Below are 21,534 nucleotides of genomic sequence, written 5' to 3'. Positions count from 1 at the left end.
GGTCTCGTAGGTTCCATCACCATTACCATCGAGCGAGATCGTGGTGCGGGAGGGCCAGTTGGCGGACCCGGAACCGGAGTAGACGTTGACGTAGAGGCGGGCCCACTGGATGTTCGTGAACGTCGGGATTGCAAACCGCTGGTCAAAGTCCCGTACAGTCACATCATCACTGGTGGGCTGGGTGGCAAACGGCACCGGCTGGAACGAACCCACGTACAGGTCACCGGAGACGGTGCCGTTCTTCGCATCGGTCAGCAGGAGCCGCGACCCGGTGACCGGGCTGACCGTGACGAGGTTTTCCTTAACCGTAGTGTTGGTCCCGTCCGCACTGGTGGCGGACAGGGTCACGTTGTACGTGCCGGCCGTGGTGTAGGTGTGGAGCGGGTTCTGCTCGGCCGATGGCGTGCTGTAGTCGCCGAAGTCCCACGACCGCGCGGTTATGGTCCCGGCGCTCTCGTCCGTGAACTGGACGGCGAGCGGCCATGTACCGCTCACGGGGGTGGCGGAGAATGCCACGACCGGGCCGGAGGTTGCCTCTGCCCCGGTGACCGTAATATATGCGGTCTTCGACTCCGTAGCAGAGCCGTACGCGTTCGTTGCGGTGAGGTTCACCGTGAACGTCCCGGCCGCGGTGTAGGTGTACACCGGGTTCTTGTCGGTGCTGTCGATGGTGCCGTCGTTGTTGAAGTCCCACTGCCAGACGGTTGCCCCGTACGAGGCATCCGTGAACAGGACGGGCAGCGGTGCGGCACCGGATGTTGCGTTTGCGGAGAACGAGGTGGCGGGGGGTGCCTCGTAGGTGAGTTCCAGGATCGCGGTGGCAAGGTTCATGTACCCGTCGCATACTACACCCAGTTCATTGGTGCCGTCCTGCAGGGCGCTGGTGACCTCGTAATACTTATACCCGGGATCACTGCCACCGGTTCCTTTGAGTGCTGCAGTCTGCCCGTTGAAGAGAATGCTGCCCTGGGCGTTGTCGCCACCGGAGGGGAGGATGGTGGTCATCTTTGCGGAGGAGGCCCCTGCAGTGGTCACATTGCCGAACATGGCGTACCCGGTGGTTGCCGCATTGAGGCTGTCGGATCCCTCGTCCAGCCAGATCTTCCGGTATGGTTCGCTGGTATTTTCGTAGACAACGACAAGGACTGCGCCGTAGAGACCGCCCTTTGGCGCTTCTGCGTTGATGATGGCCGTGTTGCCCGTCTTGCTGAAGTACGGCGTCACATCGTAGATTGCCTGCCCGTTATAATCGTCAACATCCGTGTTGTCGGCAGTCCCGTCACCATAGAATGCAACCTGCTCAACGGTGTTGCCGTTGAACTGGACCGTGAAATTGGGATTGCCGTTGTCACTCCAGGTATAGGACTGGTAGAGCCGTGCTGCCCGGATGGTTGCATCGGTCGGGACGGGGAGGGCATCAGCAGTCCATTGCGCTGTCGTGGAATACCATCCACCACCGGTCTGGTAGCCGGAACCCAGAGCATATTTAACGGCAATGTGTCCTTCCGTGTAGTTCCCGGTCTCAATATCGTAACCACTGTAGGACCGGCCACCCTGGTAGTAACTCCCGCTCCTGATGACCTTTGCCGGTGTTGAGTAAACATTGTTGGTCTCATTGGTTTCGGCAATGGCATGTTCCGTGTCAAGCGTGATGGTGAGCGGGACGGTGTTGCCCAGTTTGCGGCTTGTTACCGGATCGGTGACACTTATCGTTGTGGTACCATCCGCAGCAAGCGAGGTAATATCGAATGTTGTCGTGTTGCCGTCAAGAGTGAAATTGGCTTTGAACGCCCCGGCATCGCTTGACCCAATGTTCTTGAGGGTTGCCGTAACGGTATTGACCGTTCGGGGGGCAAGTGATGTAACCCCCGTGACTTTGAGATCTGCGTTGGTCGATGCTACTGAGATGAGATCGGTCATGACGGCACTGTTCGATCCGCCCGGGCCGGCGACCGTGAGGTTGACTGTATAGGTGCCCGAGAGGGTATAGGTATATGTGGCGTTCTGCGCGGTCGCATCTGTCACGCCATCGTTGTTGAAGTCCCAGGCCCAGCTGGTTATTGTGCCAACCGACTTATCCGTGAATGCCACGGTTACGGGTGCAGTTCCTGAGGTTACGCTCGTAGAGAAGTCTGCGACCGGGACGGTACTTGGTTCTCCAATGGTAATGTACTCAGTCTTTACCGCACTGTTGCTGCCACCAGCATTCGATGCGGTGAGATTCACTGTATATTTGCCCGGTGTCACATATTTGTGAAGGGGGTTCTGTTTGGTGGCATTTGTCGTGTCCCCGTCACCAAAGTCCCATGCCCAGTCCGTGACATAGCCGGAAGATTCGTCGCTAAAAGTGACCTTTAACGGGGCACTTCCGGTCACGGTATCTGCGGAGAAGCCGGCAACGGGCGGGGAGGGCATGGTTGTTGTGACAAGATCGGTCTTTGTCTCGGTGGCTGTGCCCGCTGCATTTGTCACGGTGAGAGTGACCGTATAGGTTCCGGCTGCTGTATATGTGTACACTGGATTGGGGGCCGTGCTGTCAATGGTGCCATCGTTGTTGAAGTCCCATGCCCACGTTGCCGGCTGGTTTGTGGAGGCATCCGTGAACTGGACGGCAAGCGGGAGATAGCCGCTCGTTTTGTTTGCACTGAAACCAGCGGCAGGAGCCGTTGCCGGCAGGTACATCACCGGTTCGGTATCAGCGAGCTGGCGCACGAACAGCCAGTCGTAGTAGCCGGATCGTGTTGAAGACATTGAACGTATAAATACGGGCAATGATTCCGTTAATGCGACATTCATCGTCACCGGGGTATTTGTTCCCACCGTTAACGCTGTATATGTCGAATTCCAGGACAATTCCACAGGTTGGTATGCATTTGCAGACCACGTTCCAGCAGTGGCACTTCCTGATGCCGCTGAATTAGCATACGTAGCGAAAGTATACGCATGGTTGCTGCTGGTAATCTGGAAATACGTTGTATTTGTGGAACTACTGCCACTATAATCGAAACCGTTTCTATGACCATATCCATACAGGTTCGCGTAGTACCGCAGCGATGCATTGTTTTTGAAATACGTATTGGACCGAATCAGGTTGTTTCCCTTCATCGTTAACAGCGAATTGCTGATGGTAGCACCAGTACCGCTGACAAGACTCCACTTGGTGGTGTTCAGGGACGATCCATCGAATGTATCGAACAGGGGAAATGTGGCGTCCCCGCTGGCCGCACTTCCGGTGGTTGCGTTCCCGTAATAAATGTCGATTGGAATCGTATTCCCGGAACCTGCCGGGATCGTGGGAACCCTGACCCAGAAGATGGCGCTGTTCGTGCCGGTCGGCGTCTCCATCCAGTAATTCAGTCCGGTATCATCGCTCAGAGTAAACCGGACATCGTTGTAGGTGGGCTGGGCGATTCCCGGCAGGTAAATCGTGTCTGCGGAGTTGGTACCGGACACGTTATACAAAACCAGTTTTACCTGGTAACCCGTGAGTTCGGTGGGAGTCCCGCTGACATAGGTGCGGTAATGGCCGGAGAAAATGTCCATGCTCCCGTCATGGGCTGATGCCATGGCTGTACAGAGCAGCATGAGACCGATGAAGAGGAACAGCAGAGTCCGGAAGTGTCCGACAGGAAGTGTATGCGGAACTTCCCGCTGAAATTTTGTATGACTAAAATTATGTTTCATATCCTTTCTTGTGTACAATTAAAATTTTTCATATATAAGTTAATACTTTTTTAATATTAGTAACATCAAATTTGATTTTTTTAATAAATGTGGCCGGGCCCATGCGCATTTGCTGTACACAATGCCCGTGAGTGAATCGTGCAACGAGATACCCAAAGAAGGAGAGAACGCAGTTCCCGATTCGGGACCGCTGTGCATACAACGACTCCCTGAACGTAAATCTCCTGGTATGATCAAAATCAGGATAATCCCTTGAATATACCCGTACAAAACCAAAAAAAAGGGTTAAGATGAATAAGTGATTTTCAGGACTGCCACTCCCAGTTTGTACCACTTGTTGGTCCCGTACCGATCGTAGGTCAGTGAATTTTCTTGACCGAGATTGATCGTATTAGTGGCAAGTGTAAATTTGTTGAGTCGTGCATAACTGTTGGACCCTAATGTGGTTGTTGGGGTAACTGTATCGTAATTCCATTGGTATGCCCCATTTGCCGATGCGATATCATCGGTGTACAATGTGGCGCTGGAAACAGTTCCCCCTGAGGGTACAGCAAAGACTGTATCGGCGGTGTAAGCATCATCATAGTATGTGCTTGGGTCCTGGCCTTCGTTGATCCAGTACCGTGTGGTTGCACCGTTGTCTGCATTCCAACCGTAGACGAGCTTTGCTTCCTTGATGCGACCATCGAACCTTCCGGATACGTTGGTCGTACTGATGTACAACTTTATATCCGATTGGTTTATGTAATCCTTTACATCAAAGATCGACACGTAATCGCTGGTGACCCGACATAAACCATTTGTTGTGGATGTGAACGGGGGCACTGAAATCGTAGAGTCACATACGGTTCCGGTTGTGTTGACATACACCAGATCCAGTGGCTGATTTTCTACAAGGGTCACGTTACCCACGTTATTACGGTACAGTTTAACGGTTAGTGTTCCATTCCACGCTTCGGTCATGTTTCCAGTGTACGGCACAACGTACAGACGTGCAAACTGGACATTCGATATTTCATTTGTAGGTAATGTAAACGCCCCTGTAGTGTTGTCGTTGTCAACCGGGTTATCAGAATTCCACGTGTTGGCAAATGTAACATTGACATTACCTGTCACGGTCCCAGTGAGTGTCGTTACTGGGACCGTGCCCAGCCATGCGCTGTCCGCCGACACCACGCCGGCAAGCGATAGCATCCCCACAAGCACCAGCGCCATCATGAGCGCGAATGACCTGCGCGGCTTTTCCGCCCTTGAGCAGGTATGCGAACCTGCCGAGTCTGCTTTCAGTTCTGTTTTCTTTCATTCAAAGTTCCTCATGTCCGCAGGATCGGTTGCGAATATGTATGCATAATCACCAGCTGCACCGGTTGCGAACACGATCTCATCTGCGTAAGATCTATTAATACGTTCTTAAATTTTTGTAGCACTTGATTTTACTAATATTATTTTTGTGATACTGAGCCGGGGTGCTATCCGGTAGTTTATTGAGTATAATGTGGGGAATGGTTGTGGGGCGGGGGTTTTTCGGGCGGTAGGATCCTTCATGAACAGGGGTAGGTGGCACGGGAGCGTGTGTGCCCGTCAGGGAAATAGCGGTTGTGGGAAAACAGATCAGAGAATTGCAAACGTTGTCAGGAAAGAAGCGTTCCCGGATCCCGATCGCACATCAGCCACGCGGGCGGGGGTCTTTACTCACAGACATGGTATTGTTGTTACATGAGTATCAGAAAAAACCATTATAACTCGGGGATTCTTTGTACCGGGGGATACTGGTTAAAATGCTCATCAAAGGAAAAAGCCTTGGTGATGCCCAGGCGTGTCATGACCGCAAACGTTGTCGCATCGACATAGGAGAAATCTTTATCGTCAAAATCATTGATAATCCGCCAGGCATGCTCTTCATCATCTTCAGATACCCGTTCAAGTTCACAGGTTTCAAAAAGCCCGTTTACCACCTGCAGGGCAGTAGTCCTGCCGATTTTGTATAAAATAAGAGTATACGTTTCAGACAGGATAAAATTCGAGATAACGAGAGTGGTGTTGTCATTTGAAAGAGAGGATAAACATTGTCTTGCCCGTTCATGATCGGCATCGGACCGGTTGACCAGAGCAAAAAGCGCGCTTGTATCAATAAAAACGAAGGTGTTATTTTTCAATGAGGTACCGGTCATGATCCCGCCCGTTTATCCCGGGTACATCCGCACTTCCGACACAATTCCAGAATACGGATGCCCGGGAGATTTTTTTTGGGGGAACTTTTTTTCCTGCCGGAAAAATCCGGATCACCTGCTCCCCTAAGTCCATTTCGACATCATCATGAATGCCTGCCTTTCTGAGAACATTCCTGGGGATATACAACCCTGACGATACCTTCGCCATAATTTTTGTAATAATAAATTCCCCCTTTTTGATTATTGTATACTGGAACGGGTCGTAATATAATAGTAATTCAAGGAAATGGTCCGCCGCATCATATAAGATATCCCGCACCCGACAGAGCCGGAACTCCCACAAAGGTATTGAGCTGTTCCGGCTGTGAGTCCTCCATGCAGAGCCCAATCACTTCCTTAATGCGGGCAAGAGCTTCATCGATAGTCCTGCCATAGGTATGGCATCCCTTGAACAGGGGACAGGAGACAATAAACACCCCATCTTCATCGGTCTCGATAATGATAGGAACATGGAGTGTTTTCATATACACATACTTAGTATTCATGTCTAAATTCTTTTTGCAGCAAGGTGAACAAGTATACCCCGGTAAACGCGCTCCTAGGATCGCGGGGTGGGTGGCGCGGGATGTGGGACCGGATACATCCTGAAAGATGTGAGCACGCATTGTTCCGGGAGGGAAAAGAGATATGCCGGAGGAGTATGATCGGTAATCGGCGTTTCTTTCAAAAAGATATACCCGACCCGGTCTCCGGTGTCCGCCGCGATACCCCTCACGATTCGTCTGCCCGTTCATGGTACCTATGAAGTAACCCCCACACCACCGTTTTTGGGGGTGCCCTCGACGTATCATCTCCTGAAAAATAACTCTGTGTAAAACGCCCCGTTTTCCGATCAGAGCCCATTTTACAGAACCGGTTTTTGGATAGTCACACTTTTTGGCGAATTAGAGTACAGTGATTCTGAATGGAGGAAATATTGAGAGTATTTTAACAATCGGGACCCTATAAAGCCCCGAAAAAATGTCAATACAGGACCTCCCGGTTGGAGGATCGGTTTACTATCCGGAGATCGGACTGTCCGGAGAACCGGCGGGGGTCCGGATCAGGGCAGGGATCGCTTCCCCCGCCTCCCCTTCACCACGGCTCCTGTTATTCCCCGGCAGACCGCCCGTATCGGGCTTTCGGATCCCGGGAACGGTTCGCCCGGGCAGAGAATCCCTCCTGCTTCCTGCGCTGCAACCTGCTCCGGGACAAGTCCCCACGCTGCCTCATCCACGACATGCAACGCAGCCGCAACCCGGACCACAGCGCCCGGGTCACGCGACCAGCCACGCAGGTGCTCAAGAAACGTCCCGCGATCCGGGCAGGCACCCGGCAATTCCGCCGCGGTGCGGTACAGGTCCTCTTCCGTCACCCCGAACCGCGAGAGCCGTACCAGCACGTCCCGCTGCGATGCGGGCGAGAGCCCGGTCTCCATCTCCAGTGCTGCGGTTGTTGCCCGGATCACCGTCCTCCCGATCAGTTCCCCGAGTTTGGAATGCTTGCCGGTATTCGAGAGATGCCGGGATGATCCGGGATCCGCGACAACGACGATCATGTCCGTCCCGGACCCGGTTGCGATACCATTCGAATAGATGCTCCGGGCCATCAGCTGCTGGAGAGCCACGGTCTTTGCCTCGGCTGCCGTCATTACTGCCCGCGTCAGGGCATACTCCGGAAGATCGGCATCGATGAGGAGGATGGTGTTGATCGTTCCTCCGACCGGCTCGCAGGAATTTCCGTTCTCAAAGTACGAGGCCGGGTCACCGGCCCTCCCGCCGTTCTTTTCGATCCCGGCAGTCACGATCGCCGTGACCGTGAGATCACGGAACGCCTCCGCAATGATGGACGTGTTCTTCATCTCCGCCCGGGTGATGAGCCCGGTGGCGGTTTTTGTGTCCAGCCCGAGGGATCGTGCGACCCCCTCAAGATACTGCTGGACGCTCCCGTTGCCGGCATGGCAGGTCCCGCAGGCTTCAAGGGAGATCTGGTGGTTGAAGACCGCTCCCAGATCCTCGCGGTATCCCCCGTTCATCCACGACGTGGAGAGCACGTTCCGCCGGCCGGGGAAACGGATGATGACCGCATCGGATGTCCGTTTTGCTGCCTCTCCTCCGCTCAGATGGATGGACTCATTCAGCGGAAGGTTGATCGGCCCGTTCATAGCCGGCCCCGCCTCATCAGCACGATGCAGGCACCGAGCCCGAGCATCGCAGCCGGCCCGGCAAACCCGGGCGTCTTTTGCGTTGTAGCCGGAAGAGCCGCCGCATCTGCTGCGGCCCGTTCGTCATGCCATGCGTTGATGATGGTCGCCACCTGCTCCGTGGCATCCACGATGCGGGGGCCGGCCCGGCTGATCGTATCCGCGTTCACCGCGTACACCCGGTGGTTCTTCACGGCCGCAAGAGACGCGTACTGCGGGTTCGTCATGAACGCTTCGAGGATCACATCGGAAGAAGTTGAGTCCATCCCGCCGCCCCCATTCACGATGATGATATCCGGGTTGGCGGTCAGGAACTCTTCCAGGGAGACCGTACCCCATCCATCTTTATCAGAGAAGACATTGGTCCCCCCGGCATGTTCGATCACATCGTTCTGCAATGTGTCGTTGCCGCTCACATAGAGCGGGGAATGCCAGACCACGTGTGCCACCGCAGGCTTGCCGGTCTTCGGGCTCGCAGCTGCAACCGCAGAGAGCCGGGCCGTGAGATTTGCAGCCAGTTCATCTGCCCGGGTCTCCGTTCCCGTGAGCGTCCCGAGCATGCCGACATCGCGAATCATCTCCCCGATGTTGTGTGGCGAGACGACAACGACCTGGAGGCCAAGACCGCGGAGCCGGCTTACGGTCTCCTGCGGGGTGATGTCGGATGCCACCACGAGATCCGGCCGGGCTGCCGCCACCTTCTCGGTGCTGATCGCAGAATAACCGCCTATGCGGGGGATGGTACTTACTCCGGGAGGATAATCGCAGACATCGGTCACCCCGACCATATGGTCAAGGAGCCCGAGCGCAGCAAGGAGTTCGGTGTTCGAGGGCGCCAGCGAAACGATGCGCTGGGGCGTGGCATTGAGCGTGATTACTGTTCCGGCATCATCGGTCACGGTGATAGCTGCGGCAGGCCCGATCAGGCATGCCATCAGGAGGACGAGGACCGGTATGATCCGTATACCGGGAGTTGTGTGTACGTGCATGTTGTCCATTTACGGTTCTCCGTTCATCAGTGAGGTGAGGTACGACCGGCTCCGGTCCGCTGCATCCAGTTCCTTGGTCTCGATGACCAGGGTTGCATCCCGGGGGAGCTGCTGCATAACGGACGGAAAATCGACAGATCCGGATCCGCAGGCGGCATGGTCATCGCTGGTCCCGCAGTTGTCATGGAGATGGACGTGGCAGAAGCCACCGACTGCGAGAAACGCACCAAGGTTCCCGTTCAGCTGCGCATGACCGACATCGAGCGTGCAGCCGAGATCGCGTGCTGCCAGTTCCATCATGAACTTCGGGCCCCGGAAGTGACAGCACTCCCACATGCCCATGTTCTCGACGCAGGCCCGGACCCCGTGCTCTTCCTGGAGCCGGGTCAGGTCGTCCAGCGAACGGCGCAGGGCCGCACACGAGCGGGCCCGCACCTGCTCGTAGGGAGCGTAGCCCGGGTGGATGACGAGATGGTCCGCCCCGATCCGGGTACAGGCCGCCATCGTATCGTCCAGCACCGCCAGCGAGGCCTGCCGCATGCGTTCATAGACCGACGCAATGTTGATGTCGCTGGTCGGGGCGTGGACGGAGTACGAGAACGGGTACTCGGTGCAGGGTCGTATGTCTGCAAGAATATCGTGAAGCCCGTCGGCAAGGATCTCGACATGCGTGGTCCGCTCCGCGAGGGCTGCAAGCGCTGTCTTGAGCGGGTAGTCCATCCGGCAGAACGTGGAGATATAGAATGGGTGTGTCATGCGTGGTTACTCCGATTGTGGGGGGATGTTGTTGTCAGATTGTTCCAGAAAAGCGAGAATTCCATCATAGGTGCTGGTGCACGAAGCGCCGGCTGAACAGAGGTCCGTCATCGCAGCGGCTGCGACACCTTTGGCAAAATCGTAGGATGCAAACTCCCGGCCTTCCGGGAGGTGGACGATCACCTTTGCCGCACCGGTCTCGCGGAGCACGAAAAGCACCGGCAGGTTGCCTGCACTGACCGGGTGCGCCGGAAGAATGATCCGGTCGGCCCGTGCAACCATGCCCCGGAGTTTTTCAAGAGAGTGGGCCGTGATTTGCGAGAACGGCAGGATCGGGATTGAGGGGATCCCAAGCGCTTGTGCCACGCCATAATCCGTATCGGTGGTGGCAAGGATACCGGCCGAGAGATCGTAGCCCCGGCCCGCAAGGAGATGCAGAAGATCCGCACCGCTGCCCCCGCCCGAGACAACCAGTACGCGGAGGGGCGCTCCCTGACGGGCCGGGGTTTTGCAGGACCGGGAGGATAAGGGCATCAGGAAGGTACGGCCGGTGGCCGGGTGGCGGGCGGTCACCACCTCAGCCCCGTACACCTCCCGGATCTTCTCCGGGGTCAGGACTTCCGCAGGTGTCCCGTCAGCAACGAGTGTCCCGTCTTTGATCATGATCAGCCGGTCGCAGTAGAGTGCGGCAAGGTTGAGATCGTGGAAGACACCGATGATCGTGGAGCCGGTGCCGGCAAGACCTTTCATCAGCGCGAGGGCATCGGACTGGTGGGAGAGGTCGAGGTGTGATGTCGGCTCATCCAGGAGCAGCACCTTTGTGTCCTGCGCAAGGGCGCGGGCGATCAGCACACGCTGCCACTCCCCACCGGAGAGTGCCCGTATCGATTGGTCCTTCAGGTGAACGATACCGGTCTCTTCGAGCACCGCGTTGCACCGGGCATAATCGGCCGGTGTGAGGGAGGCGAACCGGCTCGTCCGGGCGTACCGGGCCATCAGGACCACCTGCATCACGGTGTACGAGAACGGGCGGGCCTCGTCCTGCGGGACAAACCCGAGCGCCATGCCCAGTTCCGCGGGCGTGAAGCCGGCAACGGGTTTCCCGTCCAGTTCCAGGATGCCGCTTGACGGGAGCACCCGGCTGAACGCACGCAGGAGCGTGGTCTTTCCCGACCCGTTTGGCCCGATGATGCCCGTGAACGTGCCCGCGGTAAAGGAACAGGATACGGATTTCACGATCTCCTGCATACTGTACCCGGCCCGGAGGTTATCGGCATTGAGCGTGGTCTTTTTGGTCATACGGTCGACCCCCGCTGGTAGATCAGCCAGATGAAGAACGGCGCCCCGATGAACGCGGTGATGATCCCAACCGGGAGATCGGAGAAGAACGTGCGGGCGAGCGTGTCGGCGATGACCAGGATGATCCCGCCGGCAAGGATGCTGGCCGGGATGACCACGCGGTTGTCCGGGCCCGCGAGCATCCGGACAATGTGCGGGGTGACGAGACCGATAAACCCGATCGACCCGGCGATCGAGACAGCGCCTGCCACGAGCAGGGTGCTTGCCCCCAGCACGGTCCAGCGGGCACGGGTGGCATCGATGCCGAGATGGGCTGCGGTCTCCTCCCCGAGCGAGAGGGCGTTTAAGTCCCTGCCCATGAAGAAGAGGAGGGCCCCGGCCGGGATCAGGATGGCCGCGGCAAGCATCGCATCGGTGGGGGATGCGTTCCAGAACCCGCCCATCAGCCAGAAGAGGATCTGGTGGACGTTCTGGCCGGCAATTGCGATCAGGAACGAGACGATGGCCGAGAAGAAGAACGAGACGGCGATACCGGTGAGGAGCAGGGTCTCGACCGAGATCACCCCTTTCCGCCCGGCAATCGACCAGACGATCAGGATCGCAACGACAGCACCGATCCAGGCAAAGATCGGAATGAAGAAGCCGCCGAGGAAGACAATGGCAAGCGATGCCCCGAGCGCCCCGCCCGAAGACGTCCCGAGGATATACGGATCGGCCATCGGGTTCCGGAAGAGCGACTGCATCGCAGCGCCGGCAACCGCAAGGCCGGCACCGACAAAGAATGCGGCAAGCACCCGGGGAAGCCGGATGCCACCCACAATGTCGGCAGCGCCGGGCGCTGTTGAGACAAAACCGAATCCTGCAGGGCCGATGAACGTGCAGAGTACGATGGTTGCGACTGCGGCAATGGCAAGGCCGAGGATGAGCGGGATGGTGCGGGTCAAAAGGAGGGATCACTTCCGGTACGGGTATGATGCCAGAAGTCCCTGTGCACCTGACCGGTCAGAGATCCTTTCAGGAGGAGCATGGTAATACAGGACCAACTTTACTTGTTTTAATTAAATAAATCTTGTGTGTTTATTGTCCTTTCTGTACTTCGGGAGGGGGGACCCGGGGAAAAAGAGATGACGGGTTGGGCGGTGCTGCCGGCACCCGGTTATGCAGCCCTGCCCGCGAGCGCCCGCTCCTGCGAGATGGTAAACCGGACGAACGCGTCCGCGTCCCTGAGCGGTTCGGTTGCGAGCGCCGTCTCTTCCGCGGTGTCCGAGCGGAACATCTGCACGCCGGTTTTTTCCTGTGCCGGGCAGGAGTACCTGACCTCAAGGGGATTCTCGTGCCCGTGGATACCCTGTGTCCGGGAATAGTTGTACGCGAATGCAACGGCCCACCGGGTCTCGCTCATGTCCACGTACACGGTTCCCATGAGCTGCTGGTTGTTGTGCCGGATCAGCACCTCGTCTTCGAACTTCTCGATCAGTTTCTGCGTATCTGCCTGCGGTTTGATTCCATAAATTTTTGACATGATAGACCTCCTTCGTATAATTTCCACTCGATTCTTTTGGCTGTACATTGCATAGTGGAGTGTGGAGTGAATCCCGACAATTTTTGAACTTAAGCGGGATCCGTATTTGGTTTCACCGATTTTGCAATGATCTCGCCATTGAATCACCGGTTTTCAAACCAGATTCACGTGGTTTAAATACGATGATTTAGAACAAATATAATTGCTTTAACTAAAAAAAACTGTTGTTAAGTGAAAAAATAACAACGGTCAATGTACGGAACGTGATCACGAGTGACCGAAACAATACTAAAATCCGATACTACCGGGCATAACCTGAAATTATTACTGGAGACCTCATCCGGGGAAAAAGTATACCGCAACGAGGATTCCATCGTTGTGCGGCTCCCGGAAAACCGGAACTGCCTGATTACCTCGTACGTCAACGGCGGATATTCCGAGGGCCTGGAAGCGATCTTCAACCACCAGCCAAAACCGATCGAAGGCTGCCGCTCTGAGGACATGGAAGGCGGGAGTGTCGAGGCCTATATCCGGCTCCATGCCGCGAGGCTGGGGATCAACCCAGAAAAGGTTGCGGGCATGATGACCGCAGCGAAGATGAAGAACGCAGCCATTGCCACGCGCTCGTTCAGGACCCTCGATGTCACGGCAATCGTCACTGCGGGAATCGAAGTCAACGGAGGTCGGGCCGGTGACCCGGCATCGTGGCACGAGGAGAACGGGAGGTCGGTCTATGTTGGTGGCACCATCATTACCATCATTCTCATCAGTTCCCACCTCCCGGCCCACACACTGACCCGTGCTGTGATGACAGCCACGGAGGCCAAGACCGTTGCGATCCAGCAGCTGATGGCCCCGAGTAAATACTCCACCGGTATCGCGACCGGCTCCGGCACAGACCAGATCGGTATCGTCTCCAACCTGGACAGCCCCAACGTCATTACCTGGGCCGGTAAGCACTCGAAAGTCGGGGAACTGATTGCGCTCTGCGTCATCGAGGCTACCACCCGGGCACTCGAACTCCAGACCGGGCTCTCCCCCGTTTCACAGCGGGATATGCTCGTCCGCCTCGACCGGTTCGGGATTGATGAAAAAAAATACTGGGAAGTCGCATCCTCGTCCTCATTCGATGGCGAGAACAGGAAAGAACCGTTCATCCGCACCCTGAGGGAATTCGCTAAGAACCCTGCCGTAGTCGCAATGACTGCATCCATACTCCACATCTGTGACGAGATTGCGTGGGGTCTTGTGCCCGAAGTCTCAGGAAAGAAGGCGGCACTCTCCATGATGAAGGCGCTCCCCGAAATTGCCGGGACATCCCGCGTTCCTGCATGGGAGACGGTACTGGACGAGAGAATGTCCGTACTCGACAACTGGGTCCGGCTGAGCGCATGGTGCGTCAAGAACACCTGCGGGGATTCTTCATGACCAGTGAAAATCAGTTCTACCCCTTCTCCGCGATCGTCGGGCAGGTGGATATGAAAGATGCAATCCTGGCAAATATCGTCAACCCGTCCATCGGAGGGATCCTGATCCGCGGGGAGAAAGGGACCGCAAAATCCACGACCGTCCGTGCAGTTGCAGATCTGCTGCCCGAGCGGGAGGTGATCAAGGGCTGTATCTTCCGGTGCAGCCTCGCAGACAATCGTAATCTCTGCGAGTCCTGTCGCGAAACGATCGCCACGGGAGAAAAACCAGAGACAGAGCCGGTCCGGATGCGGGTCGTCGAACTCCCGCTCTGTGCAACGGAAGACCGCGTTGCCGGAACGCTCGATATCGAGCATGCGATCACCAGGGGGCAGAGAAAGTTCGAGCCCGGCGTGCTCGCCATGGCAAACGGGAATATCCTGTACGTGGATGAGGTGAACCTCCTTGACGACCACATCGTCGATCTCCTGCTGGATGCAGCGGCAATGGGTGTCAACTTTGTCGAGCGGGAAGGGATCTCGTACTCTCACCCGGCACGCTTCATGCTGGTCGGGACGATGAACCCGGAAGAGGGGGACCTGCGTCCGCAGCTGCTGGACCGGTTCGGTCTTGTTGTCGATGTGGAGGGGGAGCGGGACACGGCCCGGCGTTCGGACGTGGTGAAACGAAGACTTGCGTTCGAACGGGACCCGGTTGCATTCTGTAAAAAATACGCGCCGGACCAGCAGGCCATCCGGGACCGTATCCTCGCGGCCAAGAAGATCATGGCCGGTATCGGGGCCGATGACCGGCTGATCGACACTGCCATCAGGGTCTCGCTTACGCTGGGTGTCGACGGTCACCGCGCCGATCTGACGCTCGTAAAGACCGCTCTGGCGTTTGCCGCACTTGACGGACAGGAAGAGGTAAAGAGAGAGCACGTCCTGAAGGCCGCGGGCCTCGCCCTGCCCCACCGTATGCGGCGCAGGCCGTTCGAAGAGAGCCGTGCCGATCTGGGTGCCATAAAAACGCTCATCGGGGAGTGTTACAGCAACCCATGAATCCGGTATTCCCGTTTCCGGCTATTACCGGCCAGGACAATGCAAAGAAGGCCCTCCTGTGTGCGCTTGCCAGTGACGAGATCCGCACGGTCCTTATCACGGGGGACCGGGGAACGGCCAAGTCGACCCTGGCGCGTTCCGTCAGCAGCCTTGTTGAGGGAAAAACGGTGTTAACCGTGCCGCAGAATGTCACCGCTGACCGGCTGCTCGGCACGATCGATATTGAGACTGCCATCAGTAGTGGGAAACTACGGTTAACCCCGGGCCTGATGGAGCAGGGAAACTGCCAGATTCTCTATGCCGACGACATCAACCTCATGGACCCGGGGGTGGTTCAGAACCTGCTCAGCACAGCTGAGACCGGGTGCTTCAATCTGGAGCGTGAAGGATTCTCGCGTTCGGTCTCAACCCGATTCCTGTTCATTGCCACCATGGATCCCCATGAGGGGGAACTCACGCCCGGCCAGATGGACCGGTTCGATCTCTGTGTCCATCTTGAACCCCTTGCGAACGAGGATTTGCGGGCGGAGATCGTGAAGAGACACCTCCGGTTCGAGCAGGCGCCGGAGGATTTTTCCCGCGAGTTTTTGCCGGCAACCGAAGACCTGAAAACAAAGATCACAGCCGCACGGGAACGCCTCCCGTACGTGAGTATACCGGATGGCCACACTGACCTGATCTCCTCGCTCTGCCTCGATCTGGGCGTTGCCGGGCAGCGGGGCGACCTTGCGGTGGCACGGGCAGCAAAATCCCTTGCGGCGATGGACGGGAGGGAGGAGGTAGTCTTTGACGATATCAAGCTCGCTTCTCTGTTTGCGCTCGAACACCGCCGGCGGGAGATTCCGGATAGTCCCCCGCCACCACGGCCACCACAGAATGAGGATCAGAAGAGTGAGCGGGAAGAGGACCGGAAGAACAGGTCGGGATCAACCGATCAGAACACTCGTCAGGATCCTTCCCCCAACATGCAGCCGGAGGAAAAGGAACCTGATGATCCTGTTACGAAAAAATCCCTGCCACCACCCCGGCAGGACCAGATCAGTACCATCGGATCGGCCTTTGAAGTGATCCGGTACCTGAACGAGAAGTCCCGGAGAACAACAAAAAAACAGAAGAGCGGACGCCGGACGCGGGTCACCAGTACCGATGCCTCCGGCCATTACCGTTCGTTCCGGCTCCCGGGAAAGAACCGGAACGATATCGCGATCGATGCAACGCTCCGGGCGGCGGCACCGTTCCAGCAGTCACGGGAGAGAAACGGACACGCAATCTCGGTGACGCGTGCCGACCTCCGCGAGAAGGTGCGTGAGAAGAAGACAGCTCACACGGTCCTCTTTTTAGTGGACGCCAGTGGATCCATGGGCGTAAGGAAGCGGATGGTGGCAGTCAAGGGAGCGATCCTCTCCCTTCTCACCGACGCTTACCAGAAACGGGACCGGGTCGGTCTGATGATCTTCCGCGGGAACGACGCCCGGCTCCTCCTCCCGCCAACCCGAAGTCCCGAGCTTGCGGTACGGCTCCTCAGTACGCTCCCGACCGGGGGCATGACCCCGCTGACAAAAGGCATCGCAGATGCGTATGAGATGCTGGCCCGGGGACGATATATGCAAGCCTGCGAGAACAGGTCCATTGTCATTCTCACCGATGGCAGGGTCAACGTTGCATGGAAAGGGGGGTCATCCCCCCAGGACGAACTGGTGGATCTGGCACGAACGATAGCAAAAAAAGATATCCGGTTTGTTGTCGTGGATACTGAAGAGGGATACCCGCGCCTCGGTCGTGCACGAACACTCTCCGCTGAACTTGAAGCCACCTATTTCCGGCTGGAAGACCTCAGGAGCAGGGGGCTTGCCGGCACGGTGCAGGATTTGATCTATACACCAGGGTGATGACCATGATCGAGCGACAAAAGAAAACATGGATAATCGGGATTCTGATCGTAGTGGCACTGGTTGCCATCGCCGCAGCAGGTATCGCGGCATGGGCCCCGCGAACGGGCAGCGCCCCGGGCACAGGGCCGATCGCGAATGACTCCGTGGAGAGCAGGGATCTCTTCCCCGACAAGATCTCCCCGGAATACGCACAGGGATACTCTGTTGAATATCATGGGACCTACAAGGTTGTGCAGATTCACGATTCGTGGGGAAGGGCTGCACAGAATCACACGTATCTCCTCGTTCAGCGGGGAGAGGCCGTGCCGGAGGGGTATCCGGATGCACGTGTATTCACGATTCCGGTGGAATCGGTGATCACCCTCTCATCGCCCCATATCTCGTTCATCACTGCGCTGAACGAGACCGCGTCCATCCGGGGCCACAAATCGATCAATCTCATCCATGACGAGGAGATCCAGCGGCTTGCCCGCGAGGGCAGCATCACCGAGGTCGGAACCGGTAACATTGCGATGGACAGCCTCTTCAAGACAGAGACGATGATCGAGATGGAACCCGATGTTGTGTTCTGTCCGGCAACCGGTAACGCGGAATATGACAAACAGCCCAAACTGCTTGAGGCGGGACTCAATCCGGCTATCGGTGGCGAGTGGATGGAAGACCACCCCCTTGGAAAAGCGGAGTGGATCAAGTATTTCGCGCTGTTCTACAATGATGAGAAAACGGCCAACGAGGTTTTCGGAAAGATCAAGGCAAATTATTTTGCAATAAAAAGTATTGCCGGCAATTCCACCAGCAGACCCACCCTCCTATCAGGCATTGACAGCCAGGGCTCATGGTCCGCACCGGCCGGGGGCAGTTATGCCGCGGTACTCTTCCGCGAGGCGGGCGGGAACTACCTGCTCGGGAACGATACCGGGCGCGGGGACAATACGCTCGATTTCGAGAGCGTGTACGACCGGGCGCAGGGAGCTGAGTTCTGGATCAATACCGGCACTGCCGACAGTATCGACGAGATCCTTGCACTGGATTCACGCTTCACAAAATTCAGGGCATTCCAGACCGGCAACGTCTACCATTTCAATGCCCGTAAGAATGCATTCGGGGGCAACGATTACTACCAGTCGGGCGTAGTCCACCCGGATATCGTGCTGGCTGACCTCGTGAAGATCCTGCATCCGGAACTACTTCCCGATCATGAACTCTACTATTACCGGCATCTTGCTGCAAACCAGACCGTGAGGAGCGTATGAACCTCGAAAGGGGAGTAAACGGTGACAGCATGAGGAGGCTTGCCTTTGCCCTCCCCATCATTTCAGGAGTTCTCATTGTCCTCTTCCTCCTCGACCTGATGCTCGGGTCGGTGAATATCCCCCTTGATGCACTCTTCTCCATCATGACCGGGGGCGACGTGAAGGAGACCTGGATGAACATCTTCTGGGACTGGCGTCTGCCCAAAGCAATCACGGCCATCTTTGCCGGCGGGGCGCTGGCACTCTGCGGCCTTCTGATGCAGACCTTCTTCCGGAACCCGCTTGCCGATCCCTACATCCTCGGGATCAGTTCGGGAGCAAGCCTCGGCGTTGCCCTCGTCATGATGTCTGCGGGGGTCTGCGGTGTGGGCACGATCTTTGCCGGCATGGGTCTGCTGGGGGATGTCAGTATCTCTGTTTCTGCGATTGCCGGGGCATTTGCCGTACTGCTGCTCATCCTTCTGATATCTTCAAAGATCCGGAGCAACATCACCATCCTGATCCTTGGGATCATGGTCTCGTACTTCTGCGGGGCCATCGTCACCATCCTGCTCCAGTTTGCCGATGAGGCCAGCCTGCACTCGTATACGTTCTGGACATTTGGCAGTTTTTCCGGGGTTACCTGGAACCAGCTTCCGGTCCTTGTCCTTCTCCTCACCATCGGATTCACTCTCTCCATCTTCTCGGTGAAATCGCTCAACGCACTCCTGCTTGGCGAACAGTATGCCGAGAGCCTGGGCATGAACTACCACCGTACCCGGATCATCATCATCACGACAACTGCACTGATGGCCGGTGCGGTGACCGCGTTCTGCGGACCGATCGGGTTTCTCGGGATCGCAATCCCCCACTTCTGTCGTGCTATCTTTGTCACTGCCGATCACCGCATCCTTGTCCCCGGCTGCATCCTTGTCGGGGGTATCATTGCACTCTGCACGGATCTTGTCTCCCACCTCCCGGGAACTGATATCGTACTCCCCCTCAATGCCATCACGGCCCTGTTTGGTGCACCGGTGGTCATCTGGGTGATCGTGCGGGGAACCCGGTTCGGGCGCGGAGTGACCACATGAGCGACACAGCGATCCTTACCTGCACCGGGCTCACTATCGGGTACCGGAACCAGAAGACGATCATCAAGGAGGTATCAAGAGAGCTTAACCTCTCGCTGAGGCGCGGCGAAATGGTCTGCCTCATCGGCCCCAACGGGTGTGGCAAGTCAACCCTCATCCGGACGCTGACCGGTATCCAGCCCCCGCTCTCCGGGGAAGTCATCCTGTGCGACCGGAGGATCGGGGAGTTCAGCCCCGACGAGAGGGCACGGACCTTAAGCGTTGTCCTGACATCGCAGGTCCAGGCTGGTTACCTGACGGCCTTCGATATTGTGGCGCTCGGGCGATTCCCGTACACGAACTGGGCAGGACACCTGACGGACCCGGATAAAAAGATCGTCCTCTCTGCGCTTGCAGCGGTAGGGGCCGGTGACCTTGCCGGTCGCTTTATCCACGAGATGAGCGATGGCGAGCGGCAGAAAGTGATGATTGCCCGGGCCCTTGCGCAGGAGCCCGAACTGATGGTACTGGATGAACCCACCGCGTTCCTCGACCTCCCCCATAAGATCGAGACCATGCGGATCCTCCGGCAGGTTGCGCAGAAGACGAATAAGTCCATCCTCCTCTCTACTCACGATCTCAACCTCGCGATCCGTTGCGCCGACCAGCTCTGGATCATCGACCGTAAGGGAAACATGATTGCCGGGACGCCGGAAGATCTTGTCCTCTCCGGGATCTTCGGGTCGGCATTCGAGATTGAGGGGGTGCACTTCGATGCAGTCCGCGGGGAATTCTCCATTCCGGTCGAGAGGCGGGGCACATTTACACTCTCTGCCCCGGAATCGGTGGTGCGGATCTGGACCCGGTGTGCACTGGAACGGATCGGATTTGTACAGGCCGAAGGTACTACCGCAGATATCTCAGTGACCGTTCGAAACGAGGGAGATAAAACGTGGTGGCACTATTCCCAATTGGGCGGACAGCAGGACTGCGACAGCATCCGCGAACTCATCGGGTGCATCACGTCCCCTCATAACAATGGCGATGAGTAGTAAGACCGGAAACTTCTAAAAAGGACGGGCCAAAAAGACTTTTTTCCGGTGATGCAGGAATGTCACCGGTATGGTGCCTGGCGTGATTATTCAACATTCGAGAAGTTCTTCAGGTTTCCCATGAGGAAAAGAAATCCTCAGGATTTCTTTGACGGAGAATCTCGTGCCGGAAACGAGGTGGGGGCGTAATTACCCCATTTCGGGCGCCTAATTCGTAAAAACGAGGGACTAAATATTTCAATTCCTGCGGAAAATGCCCTGAACCGGTGTTCCGGGGCCTTAGCAGGCCCGGATAAAAACGTAAATAGCGCTAATACAGGAGCCAAACGCGGGCCTGAGCGTACTGCGGGCATCAGTACATCACGAAATTTGAGCCCGGATAAAAAGTGTCTTTTTAATGGATTGTTCTGGGCCGGGTTCTACGTGGTCTGAAGAACGATTTACGAAGATTTGTTTCAGTTCTTTGAAGATACTGCGGATGCGATGTGATACGAGTTGCTGACTATCCACGATGTACGGAGGAAATTTTAGAGACGTACCGGGTACATACAAATTGATTGGATCGAGGTAGTCTTAAGAGCATATTTTTTCAAGCAGACTCTGCAAAAAAAATTTCAATCGCGATCATGAGGTGTCAGTTGATGAGGCGATTATCGGTTAATTATCCGACAATATGTATGTATATGCTACAAAATTTTGAATTTGCCGACGTGAGATGGTTCCCCAATCAACCAGACCCTGCATGAAAAAATTTGAGCGGGGGGTGAGGGGGTGGTTGAAATTTTTTTGCCGGAGATCGATTGCGATGCTGATAATGGTGTAACTCTTCACTCAGGTTTTAGCAGGTAGTGTACACTACCAGGATTCGCGGAGGAATAATTAGAGAAGTACTGGGCCTATGAAAACGGGGAAACAGGGTGCCGGATCCCGGTCGGGTGAAGAATTTCTGACCATCTTTTTTTAGAGAGACAAATGAACTGACGGTGACACCGGCAATTATTGCAGGCAGTTTTGCCAGGGGGATACACAATCAGTTAATGAAATCGTTCTGCCATTGTCACCGGCATCAGATCCGGTTAACGATGGGGAGGAAATGAGGATGGGCTTTCCATGCAGTAGACAATGAAATTTTTTCCCCGAAAAATTTCCGGTCCTGA

17 protein-coding genes are annotated in these 21,534 nt (G+C 56.4%); 7 read left to right on the top strand and 10 right to left on the bottom strand.

The window, feature by feature from the left end:
• Together LUQ43_RS07070 and LUQ43_RS07065 are read right to left on the bottom strand one after the other, a co-directional pair.
• Positions 1–3,684 (bottom strand): DUF2341 domain-containing protein (locus LUQ43_RS07070; protein ID WP_299965604.1); only part of this gene is annotated, 3,684 nt, incomplete at its 3' end.
• 285 nt (positions 3,685–3,969) lie between these two features.
• Entirely contained in the window at positions 3,970–4,878 is a 909-nt protein-coding gene (locus LUQ43_RS07065) for a DUF3344 domain-containing protein (protein WP_299965615.1), read from the bottom strand.
• Between LUQ43_RS07065 and LUQ43_RS07060 the strand changes: the two genes are divergently transcribed.
• Complete coding sequence (locus LUQ43_RS07060; RefSeq protein WP_299965618.1) at positions 4,808–5,035, top strand: hypothetical protein; 228 nt, start codon at positions 4,808–4,810, stop codon at positions 5,033–5,035. The genes LUQ43_RS07065 and LUQ43_RS07060 overlap by 71 nt on opposite strands.
• A gap of 385 nt (positions 5,036–5,420) precedes the next feature.
• On the opposite strand, the gene LUQ43_RS07055 is transcribed toward LUQ43_RS07060, so the two are convergent.
• From LUQ43_RS07055 to LUQ43_RS07020, 8 genes are all read right to left on the bottom strand, one after another.
• A complete protein-coding gene (locus LUQ43_RS07055) occupies positions 5,421–5,855 on the bottom strand; it encodes a PIN domain-containing protein (RefSeq protein ID WP_299965602.1) in 435 nt (144 codons plus the stop codon).
• Between the two features lie 299 nt (positions 5,856–6,154).
• Positions 6,155–6,379, bottom strand: a complete 225-nt coding sequence (locus LUQ43_RS07050) for a type II toxin-antitoxin system HicB family antitoxin (protein ID WP_299965600.1) — start codon at positions 6,377–6,379, stop codon at positions 6,155–6,157.
• 578 nt (positions 6,380–6,957) lie between these two features.
• Positions 6,958–8,058 (bottom strand): adenosylcobinamide amidohydrolase, encoded by a 1,101-nt coding sequence (locus LUQ43_RS07045; RefSeq protein ID WP_299965598.1) that lies wholly within the window; start codon positions 8,056–8,058, stop codon positions 6,958–6,960.
• The gene (locus tag LUQ43_RS07040; RefSeq protein ID WP_299965595.1) at positions 8,055–9,095 is read right to left on the bottom strand and encodes a cobalamin-binding protein; all 1,041 of its coding nucleotides are present in this window, start codon (positions 9,093–9,095) and stop codon (positions 8,055–8,057) included. The genes LUQ43_RS07045 and LUQ43_RS07040 overlap by 4 nt, the downstream gene beginning before the upstream one ends.
• Positions 9,096–9,842, bottom strand: a complete 747-nt coding sequence (locus tag LUQ43_RS07035) for a sugar phosphate isomerase/epimerase family protein (RefSeq protein WP_299965593.1) — start codon at positions 9,840–9,842, stop codon at positions 9,096–9,098.
• A gap of 6 nt (positions 9,843–9,848) precedes the next feature.
• On the bottom strand, positions 9,849–11,141 hold the full coding sequence (locus tag LUQ43_RS07030) for an ABC transporter ATP-binding protein (protein ID WP_299965588.1): 1,293 nt from the start codon (positions 11,139–11,141) through the stop codon (positions 9,849–9,851).
• A complete protein-coding gene (locus tag LUQ43_RS07025; RefSeq protein ID WP_299965586.1) occupies positions 11,138–12,085 on the bottom strand; it encodes an iron chelate uptake ABC transporter family permease subunit in 948 nt (315 codons plus the stop codon). Before LUQ43_RS07025 ends, LUQ43_RS07030 begins: the two co-directional genes overlap by 4 nt.
• Positions 12,086–12,297: 212 nt before the next feature.
• On the bottom strand, positions 12,298–12,663 hold the full coding sequence (locus LUQ43_RS07020) for a hypothetical protein (protein ID WP_299965582.1): 366 nt from the start codon (positions 12,661–12,663) through the stop codon (positions 12,298–12,300).
• A gap of 273 nt (positions 12,664–12,936) precedes the next feature.
• Between LUQ43_RS07020 and LUQ43_RS07015 the strand changes: the two genes are divergently transcribed.
• From LUQ43_RS07015 to LUQ43_RS06990, 6 genes are read left to right on the top strand one after another with little or no spacing between them, the layout of a single operon-like run.
• Positions 12,937–14,091 carry an adenosylcobinamide amidohydrolase gene (locus tag LUQ43_RS07015; RefSeq protein WP_299965579.1) on the top strand — a complete coding sequence of 385 codons (1,155 nt, stop codon included), beginning with the start codon at positions 12,937–12,939 and terminating at the stop codon, positions 14,089–14,091.
• Entirely contained in the window at positions 14,088–15,131 is a 1,044-nt protein-coding gene (locus tag LUQ43_RS07010) for an AAA family ATPase (protein WP_299965577.1), read from the top strand. Before LUQ43_RS07015 ends, LUQ43_RS07010 begins: the two co-directional genes overlap by 4 nt.
• On the top strand, positions 15,128–17,020 hold the full coding sequence (locus tag LUQ43_RS07005; protein ID WP_299965576.1) for a VWA domain-containing protein: 1,893 nt from the start codon (positions 15,128–15,130) through the stop codon (positions 17,018–17,020). Before LUQ43_RS07010 ends, LUQ43_RS07005 begins: the two co-directional genes overlap by 4 nt.
• 5 nt (positions 17,021–17,025) lie before the next feature.
• A complete protein-coding gene (locus LUQ43_RS07000) occupies positions 17,026–18,276 on the top strand; it encodes an ABC transporter substrate-binding protein (protein WP_299965575.1) in 1,251 nt (416 codons plus the stop codon).
• Positions 18,273–19,346: an iron ABC transporter permease gene (locus LUQ43_RS06995; protein WP_299965574.1), complete on the top strand. Its 1,074-nt coding sequence runs from the start codon at positions 18,273–18,275 to the stop codon at positions 19,344–19,346. The genes LUQ43_RS07000 and LUQ43_RS06995 overlap by 4 nt, the downstream gene beginning before the upstream one ends.
• Positions 19,343–20,377, top strand: a complete 1,035-nt coding sequence (locus tag LUQ43_RS06990; protein WP_299965573.1) for an ABC transporter ATP-binding protein — start codon at positions 19,343–19,345, stop codon at positions 20,375–20,377. Before LUQ43_RS06995 ends, LUQ43_RS06990 begins: the two co-directional genes overlap by 4 nt.
• Positions 20,378–21,534 lie beyond the last annotated feature (1,157 nt).

The organism is Methanoregula sp., from assembly GCF_028679125.1.
Classification (GTDB): Archaea; Halobacteriota; Methanomicrobia; order Methanomicrobiales; family Methanospirillaceae; genus Methanoregula.
The sequence above is the reverse complement of the archived record's forward strand: the minus strand, read 5'-3'. Positions and strand labels throughout refer to the sequence as shown.

Bases quoted from the DNA above. Each gene is read 5' to 3' on its own strand.
- LUQ43_RS06990 (WP_299965573.1), top strand. From the start codon at position 19,343: ATGAGCGACACAGCGATCCTTACCTGCACCGGGCTCACTATCGGGTAC.
- LUQ43_RS07050 (WP_299965600.1), bottom strand. From the start codon at position 6,379: ATGAAAACACTCCATGTTCCTATCATTATCGAGACCGATGAAGATGGG.
- LUQ43_RS07040 (WP_299965595.1), bottom strand. From the start codon at position 9,095: ATGGACAACATGCACGTACACACAACTCCCGGTATACGGATCATACCG.
- LUQ43_RS07030 (WP_299965588.1), bottom strand. From the start codon at position 11,141: ATGACCAAAAAGACCACGCTCAATGCCGATAACCTCCGGGCCGGGTAC.
- LUQ43_RS07055 (WP_299965602.1), bottom strand. From the start codon at position 5,855: ATGACCGGTACCTCATTGAAAAATAACACCTTCGTTTTTATTGATACA.
- LUQ43_RS07045 (WP_299965598.1), bottom strand. From the start codon at position 8,058: ATGAACGGGCCGATCAACCTTCCGCTGAATGAGTCCATCCATCTGAGC.
- LUQ43_RS07020 (WP_299965582.1), bottom strand. From the start codon at position 12,663: ATGTCAAAAATTTATGGAATCAAACCGCAGGCAGATACGCAGAAACTG.
- LUQ43_RS07035 (WP_299965593.1), bottom strand. From the start codon at position 9,842: ATGACACACCCATTCTATATCTCCACGTTCTGCCGGATGGACTACCCG.
- LUQ43_RS07010 (WP_299965577.1), top strand. From the start codon at position 14,088: ATGACCAGTGAAAATCAGTTCTACCCCTTCTCCGCGATCGTCGGGCAG.
- LUQ43_RS07000 (WP_299965575.1), top strand. From the start codon at position 17,026: ATGATCGAGCGACAAAAGAAAACATGGATAATCGGGATTCTGATCGTA.
- LUQ43_RS07005 (WP_299965576.1), top strand. From the start codon at position 15,128: ATGAATCCGGTATTCCCGTTTCCGGCTATTACCGGCCAGGACAATGCA.
- LUQ43_RS06995 (WP_299965574.1), top strand. From the start codon at position 18,273: ATGAACCTCGAAAGGGGAGTAAACGGTGACAGCATGAGGAGGCTTGCC.
- LUQ43_RS07065 (WP_299965615.1), bottom strand. From the start codon at position 4,878: ATGCTATCGCTTGCCGGCGTGGTGTCGGCGGACAGCGCATGGCTGGGC.